Genomic DNA, 13941 nt, shown 5'->3' on the forward strand with positions numbered 1-13941 from the left:
TCAATTGTTTCGATGGATGGGCGTTTGGCTCTTTGAGCCCGATTGTCGATGCCATATAGAAAAGCCATGAACGTTGCGACCCCTATCAAAGCAGAAAAGTCGATCGGCCACTCCGTCTGTCCGCACGACTGTCCCTCCGCCTGCGCACTGGAAGTGGATCTGACCGCCGAGGGCCGGATCGGCCGCGTGCGCGGTGCTGCCGCCAACACATATACCGCCGGCGTCATCTGCGCCAAGGTCGCGCGCTATTCCGAGCGCATCTATCATCCCGACCGGCTGATGGTGCCACAGCGTCGCGTCGGGCCAAAGGGCAGCGGCAACTGGCAGGAGATTTCCTGGGAGGCGGCGCTCGACGAGATCGCCGACCAATTCGTCAAGGCCGAGCAGAAGCATGGGGCCGAAGCCGTCTGGCCCTATTTCTACGCGGGCACCATGGGCCAGGTGCAGCGCGATTCCATCGACAGGCTGCGCCACGCCAAGCGCTATTCCGGCTTCTTCGGCTCGATCTGCACCAACATGGCCTGGACCGGCTTTTCGATGGCGACCGGTTCGCTGCGCGGCCCCGACCCGCGTGAGATGGCGAAATCCGATTGCGTGGTGATCTGGGGAACCAATGCGGTTGCCACCCAGGTCAATGTCATGACCCACGCGGTAAAGGCCCGCAAGGACCGCGGCGCCAAGATCGTCGTCATCGACATTTACGACAATCCCACGGTCAAGCAGGCCGACATGGGGCTGGTGCTGAAGCCGGGCACGGACGCGGCGCTTGCCTGCGCGGTCATGCATGTCGCCTTCCGCGACGGTTATGCCGATCGCGCCTATATGGCCGAATTCGCCGACGATCCGGCGGGCCTCGAGACGCATCTGAAGTCACGCACGCCGGAATGGGCGTCGGCGATCACCGGGCTTTCCGTCGAGGAGGTCGAGGCGTTCGCGAAACTCGTCGGCACGACGCCGAAAAGTTATTTCCGCCTCGGTTACGGCTTTACCCGCCAGCGCAACGGCTCGGTCGCGATCCATGCGGCCGCTTCCATCGCCACGGTGCTCGGCTCGTGGAAGCACGAAGGCGGCGGCGCGTTTCATTCGAACAACGACATCTTCAAGCTCGACAAGCGTGAGCTTGTCGGTACCGCGTTCCATGATCCTGATGTGCGCATGCTCGACCAATCGCAGATCGGCCGGGTCCTGACCGGCGATGCCGAGGCGCTGCGCCATGGCTGCCCGGTGACGGCGATGCTGATCCAGAACACCAATCCGGTGAATGTCGCGCCGGAACAACGGCTGGTGAGGCGTGGCTTCCTGCGGGACGATCTGTTTGTCGCGCTGCACGAACAGTTCATGACCGATACGGCGCTGCTTGCCGATATCGTGCTGCCGGCGACCATGTTCCTGGAGCATGACGACCTCTATCGGGGCGGCGGCCATCAGCACATCCTGATCGGGCCGAAGGTGGTGGAGCCGCCATCGACGGTGCGCACCAACCTCTTCGTCATCGAGGAACTGGCCAGGCGCCTCGGCGTTGCCGATCATGCCGGCTTCGGGTTGACCGAGCGCCAGCATATCGACCGGCTGCTTGCCAATTACGGCATGGGCTATGACGAAATGAAGCGCGAGAAGTGGCTCGACTGTCAGCCGGCATTCGAGGACGCGCATTATCTCAACGGCTTCGGCCACCCCGACGGTAAATTCCGCTTCAAGGCGGACTGGACCGGCACCCCTGCACCAAACCGCCCGCCGAAATCGATGGGCCCGCAGGGGCCGCATGCCGAGTTGCCGGAATTCCCTGACCATGTCGATCTGATCGAAGTCGCCGACGCGGAACATCCCTTCCGTCTCGCCACGTCGCCAGCCCGTTCCTTCCTCAATTCGACCTTCGCCGAGACACCGTCCTCGATCCAGAAGGAAGTCCGCCCGATGGTGATGATGAACGCGGACGATGCCGCATCGCTCGGCGTTGGCGACGGTGACATCGTCAAGCTGGGAAACCAACGCGGCGAGGTGCGCCTGCACGTGTCGGTCGGTGGCGGCGCCCGGCGCGGCGTGGTGATCGCCGAAGGCCTGTGGCCGAATGGCGCCCACCTCGACGGGGAGGGCATCAATGTGCTTACTGGCGCCGATGCCGTCGCGCCCTATGGTGGCGCTGCGTTCCACGACAACAGGGTCTGGGTGAAACCCGCCCCCTAGCCACCGGATGCCTTCATGAGCGGCGACCATCAACATGCAGACGTCAGCAACACGCCGGTCTCGCGTCTCTGGGGTGCGCTCGGCCTGACGGGTGGGTTCATGCTGGCCGAGGTCGTCGGCGGCATTCTGACCGGCAGCCTGGCGCTGATCTCGGATGCGATGCATATGCTGACCGACGCGGCGGCATTGGCGATCGCGCTGGTTGCCATCCATGTCGGCCGCCGGCCGTCGGATCTGCTGCGCACCTATGGCTATGCCCGCTTCGAGATTCTTGCAGCGGCCTTCAACGCCCTGCTGCTGCTCGCTGTCGCCTTCTACATCCTCTACGAGGCGTGGAAGCGCCTATCGCTGCCGCAGGAAATCCAGTCCGGCGGCATGCTGCTGATCGCTGTCGTCGGCCTCGTGGTCAACCTGATATCGATGCGGCTTCTGACCAGTCACAAGGACGAAAGCCTCAACGTCAAGGGTGCCTATCTCGAGGTCTGGTCGGATATGCTCGGCTCAGTGGCGGTGATAACAGGTGCGGCAATTATCTGGTTCACCGGCTGGCAATGGGTCGATTCGTTGCTCGCCGTCGGCATCGGCTTCATGGTTTTTCCTCGCACCTGCGTGCTGTTGAAGGACTGCGTCAACATTCTGCTGGAAGGCGTACCTCCAGGCATGCGCCTGGCGGATGTGCATGCGGCGATCACCACCGTGCCCGACGTCGCCTCGGTGCATGATCTGCATCTCTGGGCGATCACCCAGAGCCAGCCATCGCTGACGGCCCATGTCGTGCTGGCCGAGTTTGCCGACGGTGAGACCGTGCGCCGTGCGATCGAACAACGCCTGCGCGACGAGTTCGATCTGCACCACACAACGCTGCAGATGGAGCGCGAAAGCTGCGCGCCATCGGAACATATTCATTGACGGTCGACCGCGACCGCATTCTTTCCTCTCCGGACCAAGGACCCTGCCATGACGAAACACCACGATCCGCGTGTCAGGATCATCGAACGACGCACGCTCTCGGACGGTTTCATTCATCTGGAGGAAATCACCCTTGAGCAGGACATGTCCGACGGCGGCACGGCGACGCTGAAGCGTGAAGTGCATGACCATGGCAGCGCCGCGACCATCCTGCTGTTCGATCCTCGCCAGCAGAGCGTCGTGCTCGTCCGCCAGCTGCGCGTGCCGGTGCTGCTACAGGGCGATCCCGCCTATATGATCGAAGCGCCGGCGGGTCTGCTCGACGACGATACCCCGGAGGTTGCCATCTGCCGCGAAGCGCTGGAGGAAACCGGATATCACGTCGATAGGGCCACCCACCTCTTCGATGCCTATATGAGCCCTGGCGCGCTCACCGAGCGCACCAGCTTTTTCGTTGGGCTTATTGATGTCACCGAAAAGGCCGGTGATGGCGGCGGCCTGGCGCATGAGGGCGAGGATATCGAGGTTCTCGAAATTCCCTTCGATGAAGCCTTCGGCATGATTGCGACCGGCGAGATATGTGATGCCAAAACCATCATGCTGCTGCAGTGGGCTCAGCTGAACCGTAGTTCGCTTACGGTGTAAGATCTTGTTTTGTAAGCAAACAATACATTACGGATATTTCACTTTTTGATCGTTCTCCGGTAGGTTACAGCGCTGATGTCTTCATCAATGACATGGGCAACCCATGACGTCCTCCCTCACGGAACGTGCAGCCAACGACGATCAACAGATCGAGGCGGGGTGGAGGCTCTTCCTGCGCCGTAACCGGCGCTATCTGCAGGCACTTGCGACATTGCTGGTGATCGCCCTTTTCGGCCTGGCGATTTTCCATCTGACCTCCGAAGTGGAATATGACGACGTGGTTCAGGCGCTTGCCGATACCAGTTGGACCTCGGTCGCGGCGGCGGTCCTCTTCACCGCCTTGAGCTTCTTCGCGCTCACCTTCTACGACGTCGGCGCGCTCGATTATGTCAGGCGCAAGCTGCCTTATGCCGACGTTGCGTTGACGGCGGCCTGTGCCTATGCCGTCGGCAATACCGCCGGCTTTGGCGCCCTGAGCGGCGGCGCCATCCGCTACCGGTCCTATTCGCGCCTGGGCATCGAGCCGGAAAACATCGGCCGGATCATCGCTTTCGTCACGCTCGCCTTCGGTCTTGGGCTGCTGACGGTCACGTGTCTCAGCCTGCTCGCCGTCGGCGAATATGTGGCACCCTTGACCGGCCTCGAACCGTTCTGGCTGCGCATGATCGCGGTTGCCATTCTCGGCGTGGTGCTCGCTGTCTTCGTCAAGGCGCGTGACGGTCACGAGGTCAGCCTCGGACGCTTCACCTTGCGTCTGCCCGATTCGCGCACGTCCTCGCGCCAGTTCCTCGTAACCGCGCTGGATCTGGCGGCATCGGCAACGGTACTCTACGTTCTCCTTCCCGCAGGCACGATCGGCTGGCCTGCCTTTCTGGCGATCTATTCGCTCGCTGTCGGCATCGGCGTGCTCAGCCATGTGCCGGCCGGGCTCGGCGTCTTCGAAACGATCATCATCGCCACGCTCGGCCACAATGCCGATGTCGACACGATCCTCGGCGCGCTGGTTCTCTACCGCGTCATCTATCACGTGCTGCCGCTCTTGATCGCGATCGCAGTCGTCGTCGGTATCGAGCTTCGGCAGTTGTCTGGCCATCCCGTCGCCTCCAGTGCGCGCCGTATCGGCGGGCGCATTACGCCGCTGTTGCTGGCGACACTCGGCATCGTGCTGGCGATCATGCTGGTTCTGTCCAGCGTCACGCCGACGCCGGATGAAAATCTTGCTTTCCTCGAGGGGCTGCTGCCGCTGCCGATCGTCGAGGGCGCGCATTTTCTGGCAAGCCTGCTCGGCCTCGCTCTCGTCATCGTCTCGCGCGGCCTGGCGCAGCGTCTCGATGGTGCCTGGTGGGCGTCGGTTGCAATTGCCATTGCGGCACTGCTGCTTTCGCTGATCAAGGCGATCGCCCTGGTCGAGGCCGGTATGCTCGCCTTCTTCCTCGTCGGTCTCGTCGTCAGCCGCCGCCTGTTCGTGCGGCCGGCTTCCCTCTTCGGCCAGGCGCTGACGCTGCCATGGTTGACGGCGCTCGGCGTCATCTGCCTGGGCGGGCTCGTCGTCCTGCTGTTCGTCTATCGCGACGTCGAATACAGCCATGAACTCTGGTGGCAGTTCGAATTCTCCGCCGAGGCGCCCCGCGGCCTACGTGCGCTTCTGGGCGTCACGATCGGCGCCAGCGCTCTTGCCATCTGGAGCCTGATGCGCCCGGCGGCGTCGGGCGCAGAGCCGGCAACCGACGATGCGATGGAACGGGCATTGGCAATCGTCGAGGCGCAGGACATGTCCGACGCCAATCTGGTGCGCATGGGCGACAAGAGCCTGCTGTTCTCCGCCGATGGCCGCGCCTTCATCATGTATGGCCAGCGCGCCCGCTCATGGATCGCGCTGTTCGATCCGGTAGGGCCGGTCGATGCTTGGCCGGAACTGATCTGGCAGTTCATCGAGAAGGCCCGCGCCAGCGGCTGCCGGGCCGTGTTCTACCAGGTTTCGCCGCTTGGGCTCGCCTATTATGCCGATGCGGGGCTGCGTGCTTTCAGGCTCGGCGAGCTCGCCCATGTCGATCTCACGCGTTTCGAGATGAAGGGCGGCAAATGGGCCAATCTGCGCCAGCAGGTCAGTCGCGCCCAACGGGACGGGCTGGCGTTCAAGATGGTGGCGCCAGTCGACGTTCCGGCGATCATGGGCGAGCTGACGGCGATTTCCGATGCATGGCTTGCCCATCACAACGCCAAGGAAAAGGGTTTCTCCCTCGGCGCCTTCGACCCCGACTATCTGGCCGAGCAGCCGGTGGCGGTCCTGACCTACGAAGGGCGGATCGTTGCCTTTGCCAATATTCTGGTGACGGCGACCAGACAGGAAGGCACTGTCGACCTGATGCGTTTCTCGCCGGACGCCCCAAAGGGAGCGATGGATTTTCTCTTCGCCCAGGTGATGGAATATCTGAAGGCTGAGGGATACCGTACCTTCAATCTTGGCATGGCGCCGCTGTCGGGCATGTCCTCGCGCCAGATCGCACCGGTCTGGGACCGGGCAGGACGAACCTTCTTCGAACACGGCGAACGCTTCTACAACTTCAAGGGCCTTCGTGCCTTCAAGTCGAAGTTCCACCCGCATTGGCAGCCGCGCTATCTCGTGGCGAGCGGCGGCATCAATCCGATCCTTGCCTTGATGGATGCGACATTCCTCATCGGCGGCGGCCTCAAGGGAGTGATGAAGAAATGATGCGGATCTTAAACATCTGGAAGCCCGTGGCGGGAGCCGTCCTTCTGGCGACGGCGGCGCTTGCGCCGGCTTTGGCGCAGGAGAAGCCAGCAACCTACGACACGGGCATGATCCCGGCGCCGCATATCCTCATCCCGAGGGACACGGCATCCGCCCTTGTTGTCCTTTTGTCCGGTGCGGATGGCTGGAGCGACAAGGAGGACGCGGTCGCCCGCACGCTCGTCGACGACAAGGCGGTCGTCATCGGCATCGATCTCAAGGCCTATCTGGCCGCTCTTGCCAAGGACGACGGCGACTGCATCTACACGGTCTCGGATATCGAGGCGCTGAGCCAGCAGGTTCAGCGCGCCCTCAAGAGCGATGCCTATCTCCCGCCAATTGTCGCCGGTGTTGGGGCGGGCGGGGCAATGGCGCGGGCGTTTGCGGCTCAGCCCCCCGCCGCAACCATCGGCCAGACGCTCGCGGTCGACCCGGAAGAAGGCATTGCACTGATGAAGCAGCTCTGCACGCCGGCGGACAAAACCCGGAAGGGCGACCGCATGGTCTACGGCCTGACGGACGGCGCCCTGCCGGATCCGATCTCCGTCGTCTTTACGCCGACGGCATCCGACGAGGGCAGAAACCATGTGGCCGCGCTCACCGAAAAACACCCTGATATCACGCAGGAAGAGAGCGACGACGAAGCCTACGCGGCGCTGACCGGCCATCTGACGGATCTGATCGACAGCGAGGCCGCGGCCGACAATCCGTTCGGCTTGCCCCTGACCGTGCTCGACGCCAAGCCGACGCGCGACACCATGGCGGTGATCTATTCGGGTGATGGCGGCTGGCGCGATATCGACAAGCAGGTCGGCGATGTCTTGCAGCAACAGGGGGTTCCTGTCGTCGGCATCGATTCTCTGCGCTATTTCTGGTCCGAGCGCGATCCGCAGGCGACGGCCGATGATCTCGCCAAGGTGATGGACTACTATCGCAAGCGCTGGAACGTGCGCAATGTTCTGCTGATCGGCTATTCCTTCGGCGCCGACATCCTGCCGCGCACCTTCAATTTGCTTCCGCCCGGTGAACGCGCTCGCGTGCGGCAGGTCACGCTGATGGCGCTGTCGCATCAGGTCGACTACAAGATTTCGGTGCTTGGCTGGCTCGGCGCGGCGGGGCAGGGCGATGGCGGCGACCCGCTCGACGACATCAAGCGCATCGATCCAGCTCTGGTGCAATGCATCCACGGCACGGAGGAAGAAGACGACGCCTGCCCTGACCTGAAGGGGACCGGTGTCGATGTCGTCGCGATCGAAGGCGGGCACCATTTCGACGAGGACTATCCGGCGCTGACCCGGCGCGTGCTCGACGCACTCGACCGGCGGCTGGCTTCGGCTAAGTAATCTGGTCTTAGGCCGCCGGCGAGATCAGGGTCGACGATGCGGGCGCGGGGCCGATATCTTGCGTGACGACCCGCCCGCCTTCCATCCGGACCTTGCCTTCCGCCAGCAGCCGGAGCGCCATAGGATAGGTCCGGTGCTCGACCGTCAGCACACGGGCGGCAAGTGTGTCGGCCGTGTCGCCGTCGACAACCGGTACGACCGCCTGCGCGACGATCGGCCCGTCGTCCATGCCCTCGGTGACGAAATGCACGGTGCATCCCGCCACTTTCACGCCGGCGTCGATGGCGCGCTGATGGGTGTGGAGGCCGGGAAAGAGCGGCAGAAGCGACGGGTGAATGTTGATGATCCGACCTTCATGGCGCTGGATGAAGGTCGCCGACAGCAGCCGCATGTAGCCGGCAAGGCAGATGATATCAGGAGACAGTCGCTCGAGTTCGGCAAGGATCGCCGCCTCGTGCGCGTCCTTGCTGGCGAAATCCTTGCGCAGGAACGCATAGGTCGGGATGCCGAGCGCCGCAGCCTTGGCAAGCCCCCCGGCATCGGCCTTGTCGGCGATTACTGCGACGATCTCGGCCGGAAAACCAGGCTCGGCCGCGGCCTTGGCCAGCGAGAGCATGTTGGAGCCGCCGCCCGAGATGAAGACGACGACTTTTTTCCTGCCTGCCGTCACGTCGTTCATCATAGGGCGAGGCTGCCCTTGTAGATCGTGCCATGAGCACCCTCGGCACGGGCGACCATGCGGCCGAGCGTGAAGACGGTTTCGCCCTCGGCCTCGAGCACGGATGCAACTTCCTGCGCCTTTTCCGCCGGCACGACGGCGATCATGCCGACGCCACAGTTGAAGGTGCGCAGCATTTCATTGGCCGCGACGCCACCGGTCTGGGCAAGCCAGGAGAAGACCTTCGGCGCCTTGATGGCGTCAAGATCGATCTCGGCTGCAAGATGCTTCGGCAGAACGCGCGGAATGTTCTCGGGGAAGCCGCCGCCGGTGATATGCGCCAGCGCCTTGATCGAGCCGGTTTCGCGGATCGCCTTCAGGAGCGGCTTCACATAGATGCGGGTCGGCGTCATCAGCAGGTCCGCCAGCGTGCCTTCGCCAAAGGGGGCCGGGGCATCCCAGGCGAGACCCGACAGCGCGACGATCTTGCGCACGAGAGAATAGCCGTTGGAGTGCACGCCCGACGAGGCAAGGCCGAGGATGACGTCGCCTTCGCCGATGTCGCCGGCCGGAAGCAGTTGGCCGCGTTCGGCCGCGCCGACGGCGAAGCCGGCAAGGTCGTAGTCGCCGCCGGAATACATGCCAGGCATTTCCGCGGTTTCGCCGCCGATCAGCGCGCAGCCGGATTGACGGCAACCGTCGGCAATACCCGCAACGATGGCCGCACCCTGATCAGGATCGAGCTTGCCGGTGGCGAAATAGTCGAGGAAGAATAGCGGTTCGGCACCCTGGACAACCAGGTCGTTGACGCACATCGCAACGAGGTCGATACCAACAGTGTCGTGCTTGTTGGCGTCGATGGCGATCTTGAGCTTGGTGCCGACACCGTCATTGGCGGCGACGAGCACCGGGTCGGTGAAGCCGGCGGCCTTCAGGTCGAACAGGCCGCCGAAGCCGCCGATCTCGCCGTCGGCGCCCGGGCGCCGGGTCGAGCGCACGTGAGGCTTGATTTTCTCCACCATCAGATTGCCGGCATCGATATCCACGCCTGCGTCACTATAGGTGAGGCCGTTCTTTCCCGACTGGCTCATGCTGGTTCTCCAAGGCTGGTCGCGCGACAGGTATTTTGCGGATGCGAATTGCACGGCGGGCAAGGGAGTGCAAGCCGACAGCCTGCCTTCTCGGCCATTTTTCACCATTTTGCCCATATCCCACGGGCAAGAAACGGATCGAGCGTCCAATTTACCGGGCCGGGAAGCGCGCAGACTTGACCGGTGCGCGGCGAGCCCCCTATCTCCTCAAACAGATTATGATGCGGCAAAGGCATGCTTGGCGTGTTACGGGGAACACCATGGACATAAAAGTCAGCGGTTCGGGACTTCAGCGCCAGGTTATTTTCTGGCTGCTGGTGCTTGCGGCCTTTATCGCCTTTCTGATGGTTTTCAGCTCGATCCTGCTTCCTTTCCTGGCGGGCATGGCGCTTGCGTACTTCCTCGACCCGGTCGCCGACCGCCTCGAGCGGCTCGGCCTCAGCCGGCTGATGGCGACGGTGGTGATCCTCATCGGCTTCGTGGTGATCTTTGCCCTGTCGCTGATGATCATCATCCCGGTGATCTTTACCCAGGCCGCCGACTTCATTCAGAAGATGCCCGGCTATATCGCCAAGCTGCAGGCGCTGTTGACCGACAGCCAGTCGACACTGTTACCGGATTGGCTCGCCGATCAGATGACGGCGATTAAGCAGAATTCGGCCAAGCTGCTGGAGCAGGGCGCCAGCTTCCTCGGCACGCTGTTCCAGCAGCTCTGGAACTCCGGCATGGCGTTGCTCGACATTCTGTCGTTGTTCATCATCACGCCGGTCGTCGCCTTCTACCTGCTGCTCGACTGGGACCGGATGGTCGACAGGGTCGATAGCTGGGTTCCGCGCGATTATGTCGGTGTCGTCCGCCAGATCGCCCGCGACATGAACACGACGATCGCCGGCTTCGTTCGCGGCCAGGGCTCCCTCTGCCTCATTCTCGGCCTTTACTATGGCATCGGCCTGTCGCTCGTCGGTCTGAATTTCGGCCTGCTGATCGGCCTCTTTGCCGGCATGATCAGCTTCATCCCCTATGTCGGGTCGATGGTCGGTCTGGTCCTGGCTGTCGGTGTCGCACTTGTGCAGTTCTGGCCCGACTATCTCTGGATCGGGCTTGTCGCCGCCATCTTCTTCAGCGGCCAGTTCCTCGAAGGCAACATCCTGCAGCCCAAGCTTGTGGGCAAGAGTGTCGGCCTGCACCCGGTCTGGCTCATGTTCGCGCTGCTTGCCTTCGGCGCCCTCTTCGGTTTCGTCGGGCTTCTGGTTGCCGTTCCGGCGGCTGCTGCCATCGGCGTGCTTGTTCGCTTCGGCATCCAGCGATACCTTGATAGCGATCTCTACCATGGACATGGAAAGGTCGCGGCGAAGAAGGCAAAGGGCGATCAGCCCGGCTGATAGTCCCATCCTTGTCCCGAGTACAGCATGACAAAACGTCCCTTCGAACAACTGCCTCTGGCATTCGACCACGACCCGGCGACGGGTCGTGAGGATCTGCTCGTTTCCGATCGGCTGAGCGCGGCGATCGCGATCGTCGATCACTGGCCCGACTGGCCGTCGCCCGTCGTCATCATCGCCGGCCCGGTCGGCTCCGGAAAGTCGCATCTCGCCAGCATCTGGAAGGAGAGGGCGGGCGCGCGGACGATCCACCCGGTTGCGGACTCGAACGCCGCACTGATCGCCGCCGAAGGCCCGGTCCTGTTCGAGGATGCCGACCGCCAGGGGTTTGACGACACCACACTGTTTCATGTCATCAACAGCGTTCGTGAGCACGGCACCGGCCTGTTGATGACCTCGCGGCTCTGGCCGATGTCGTGGCCGGTCGTGCTTCCGGACCTGCGCTCGCGCCTCAAGGCAGCAACCGTCGTCGAGATCGGCGAACCCGACGACGAACTGTTGACGCAGGTGCTGATCAAGCTCTTTGCCGATCGCCAGCTTTTCATCGATGAAAGGCTCGTTGGCTACATCGTCCAGCGCATGGAGCGCTCGCTTGAGGCCGCCCAGACGATCGTCGAGCGCATCGACCGGCTGGCGCTTGCCCGTAGCGTCAAGCTGACCCGGTCGCTTGCCGCCGAAGTCCTGGAAGAGCTTGGAAATCAACGCCATTCCGATTGACTGTCACAGTTCCGTCGTCAAACTGTTATAGTTCCTGCATGCGGCGAAATGGGGTCTGATCAGCAATGGATAATGCGACGTCTGCGGTGAACGAGAACAAACAGGCGGCGGAGGAGGTGGATCTGCTCTCCAGCCCCGAGCGGTTCATCAATCGCGAATTCTCGTGGCTGCAGTTCAATCGCCGCGTGCTTGAGGAAACGCTTAACACGGCGCATCCGCTACTGGAGCGGGTCCGTTTCCTGTCGATCTCAGCCGCCAACCTTGATGAGTTTTTCATGGTGCGCGTCGCCGGCCTCGAGGGCCAGGTACGCCAGGGACTGGCCATGCGGTCGCCGGACGGCAAGACGCCGGTCGAGCAGCTCGAAGACATCCTCAAGGAAATCGACAACCTGCAGATGGAACAGCAGGCGTCGCTTGCTGTGCTGCAGCAATACCTCGCCAAAGAAGATATCCTGATCGTCCGTCCGGCATCACTGTCGGCGCAGGACAAGAGCTGGCTTGCCAACGAATTCGACCAGTTGATCTTTCCGGTGTTGACGCCGCTGTCGATCGATCCGGCGCACCCGTTCCCGTTCATCCCGAACCTCGGCTTCTCGATGGGCCTGCAGCTCGTCAGCAAGACCGGCCGCGAGCCGATGACGGCGCTCTTGCGCCTTCCGGTGGCGCTCGACCGCTTCATCCGCCTGCCCGATGTCAAGAACGTCATCCGGTACATCACGCTCGAAGACATGGTCAGCCAGTTCATAGACCGGCTGTTCCCGGGCTACGAGGTCAAGGGCTCCGGCACGTTCCGCATCATTCGAGACAGCGATATCGAAGTCGAGGAAGAAGCCGAAGACCTGGTGCGCTTCTTCGAGACGGCGCTGAAGCGCCGCCGCCGCGGCTCGGTGATCCGCATCGAGCTCGATTCGGAAATGCCCGCGTCGTTGCGCCAGTTCGTGGTTCAGGAGCTCAGTGTTCCGGAAAACCGCGTTGCCGTTCTGCCGGGGCTGCTGGCGCTGAACACGCTGTCGGAGATCACCAAGGCGCCGCGCGACGATCTGCGTTTCGAGCCGTACAATCCGCGCTTCCCCGAGCGCGTGCGTGAACACGCCGGCGATTGTTTTGCCGCGATCCGCGAAAAGGACATGGTGGTCCACCATCCCTACGAATCCTTCGATGTCGTGGTGCAGTTCCTGCTGCAGGCAGCGCACGATCCCGAAGTGGTCGCCATCAAGCAGACCCTCTACCGGACCTCGAACGACAGCCCGATCGTGCGCGCGCTTGTCGATGCGGCTGAAGCCGGAAAGTCCGTGACGGCGCTGGTCGAGCTGAAGGCCCGCTTCGATGAGGAAGCCAACATCCGCTGGGCGCGCGACCTGGAACGTGCCGGCGTGCAGGTGGTCTTCGGCTTCATCGAACTCAAGACCCATGCCAAGATGTCGATGGTGGTGCGCCGCGAGGAGGGCCGGTTGCGCACCTATTGCCACCTCGGCACCGGCAACTACCACCCGGTCACGGCGAAGATCTACACCGACCTGTCGTTCTTCACCTGCAACCCGGTCATCGCCCACGACATGGCGAACATCTTCAATTTCATCACCGGCTATGGCGAGCCGGAAGCCGGCATGAAGCTGGCGGTTTCGCCGCACACGCTGCGCCCCCGCATCCTCAAGCATATTGAAGAGGAGATCGCGCACGCCAAGGCCGGCCGGCCCGCGGCGATCTGGATGAAGATGAACTCGCTCGTCGATCCGGAAATCATCGACGCGCTCTACAAGGCGAGCCGTGCCGGAGCCGAAGTCGACCTCGTGGTGCGCGGCATCTGCTGCTTGAGGCCGCAGGTGCCGGGCCTTTCCGACAATATCCGTGTCAAGTCCATCGTCGGCAGATTCCTCGAACATTCCCGCATATTCTGCTTCGGCAACGGTCACGGCCTCCCATCGGAAAATGCGCTTGTCTATATCGGTTCGGCGGATATGATGCCGCGCAATCTGGACCGGCGGGTTGAGACGCTTGTGCCTCTTATCAACCGGACTGTGCACGAACAGGTACTTTCGCAGATCATGCTGGGCAATCTCATCGACAACCAGCAGAGCTACGAAATCCTTCCCGACGGCACGTCTCGCCGGATGGAAGTCGGCAAGGATGCCGAGCCTTTCAACGCGCAGCATTATTTCATGACCAACCCCAGCCTCTCCGGCCGGGGTGAAGCCCTGAAGTCCAGCGCACCGAAGCTGATTGCCGGCTGGAAGAGCAGCTGGCACAAGTAAACTGGAAT

The 13941-nt window shown here is 62.8% G+C and carries 10 protein-coding genes; 8 read left to right on the top strand and 2 right to left on the bottom strand.

What is annotated here, in order from left to right; translation table 11 throughout:
* Positions 1-48: 48 nt before the first annotated feature.
* From AC244_RS00765 to AC244_RS00785, 5 genes are all read left to right on the top strand, one after another.
* Positions 49-2184 carry a molybdopterin-dependent oxidoreductase gene (locus tag AC244_RS00765; RefSeq protein ID WP_053246957.1) on the top strand — a complete coding sequence of 712 codons (2136 nt, stop codon included), beginning with the start codon at positions 49-51 and terminating at the stop codon, positions 2182-2184.
* 15 nt (positions 2185-2199) lie between these two features.
* On the top strand, positions 2200-3093 hold the full coding sequence (locus AC244_RS00770; RefSeq protein WP_053246958.1) for a cation diffusion facilitator family transporter: 894 nt from the start codon (positions 2200-2202) through the stop codon (positions 3091-3093).
* A 48-nt stretch (positions 3094-3141) separates the two neighbouring features.
* Positions 3142-3738, top strand: a complete 597-nt coding sequence (locus AC244_RS00775) for an NUDIX domain-containing protein (RefSeq protein ID WP_053246959.1) — start codon at positions 3142-3144, stop codon at positions 3736-3738.
* Positions 3739-3841: 103 nt separating this feature from the next.
* Positions 3842-6451, top strand: coding sequence for a bifunctional lysylphosphatidylglycerol flippase/synthetase MprF (mprF, locus tag AC244_RS00780; protein WP_053246960.1), 2610 nt, complete (start codon positions 3842-3844; stop codon positions 6449-6451).
* Positions 6448-7833, top strand: coding sequence for a virulence factor family protein (locus tag AC244_RS00785; protein ID WP_053246961.1), 1386 nt, complete (start codon positions 6448-6450; stop codon positions 7831-7833). Before mprF ends, AC244_RS00785 begins: the two co-directional genes overlap by 4 nt.
* A gap of 7 nt (positions 7834-7840) precedes the next feature.
* Here AC244_RS00785 and purN read toward each other — a convergent pair whose 3' ends face one another.
* Together purN and purM are read right to left on the bottom strand one after the other, a co-directional pair.
* Positions 7841-8512, bottom strand: coding sequence for a phosphoribosylglycinamide formyltransferase (purN, locus tag AC244_RS00790; RefSeq protein WP_082366723.1), 672 nt, complete (start codon positions 8510-8512; stop codon positions 7841-7843).
* Positions 8512-9582: a phosphoribosylformylglycinamidine cyclo-ligase gene (gene purM, locus AC244_RS00795; protein ID WP_053246962.1), complete on the bottom strand. Its 1071-nt coding sequence runs from the start codon at positions 9580-9582 to the stop codon at positions 8512-8514. The genes purN and purM overlap by 1 nt, the downstream gene beginning before the upstream one ends.
* A gap of 260 nt (positions 9583-9842) precedes the next feature.
* Between purM and AC244_RS00800 the strand changes: the two genes are divergently transcribed.
* The 3 genes from AC244_RS00800 to AC244_RS00810 all read left to right on the top strand — a co-directional run bounded on the left by AC244_RS00800 (position 9843) and on the right by AC244_RS00810 (position 13933).
* Positions 9843-10964 (top strand): AI-2E family transporter, encoded by a 1122-nt coding sequence (locus tag AC244_RS00800; RefSeq protein ID WP_053246963.1) that lies wholly within the window; start codon positions 9843-9845, stop codon positions 10962-10964.
* A gap of 27 nt (positions 10965-10991) precedes the next feature.
* Entirely contained in the window at positions 10992-11681 is a 690-nt protein-coding gene (hdaA, locus tag AC244_RS00805) for a DnaA regulatory inactivator HdaA (RefSeq protein ID WP_053246964.1), read from the top strand.
* A gap of 65 nt (positions 11682-11746) precedes the next feature.
* Complete coding sequence (locus AC244_RS00810) at positions 11747-13933, top strand: RNA degradosome polyphosphate kinase (RefSeq protein ID WP_053246965.1); 2187 nt, start codon at positions 11747-11749, stop codon at positions 13931-13933.
* The last annotated feature ends 8 nt before the right edge of the window (positions 13934-13941 follow it).

Source organism: Ensifer adhaerens, from assembly GCF_001270265.1.
GTDB classification, from domain to species: domain Bacteria; phylum Pseudomonadota; class Alphaproteobacteria; order Rhizobiales; family Rhizobiaceae; genus Ensifer; species Ensifer adhaerens_B.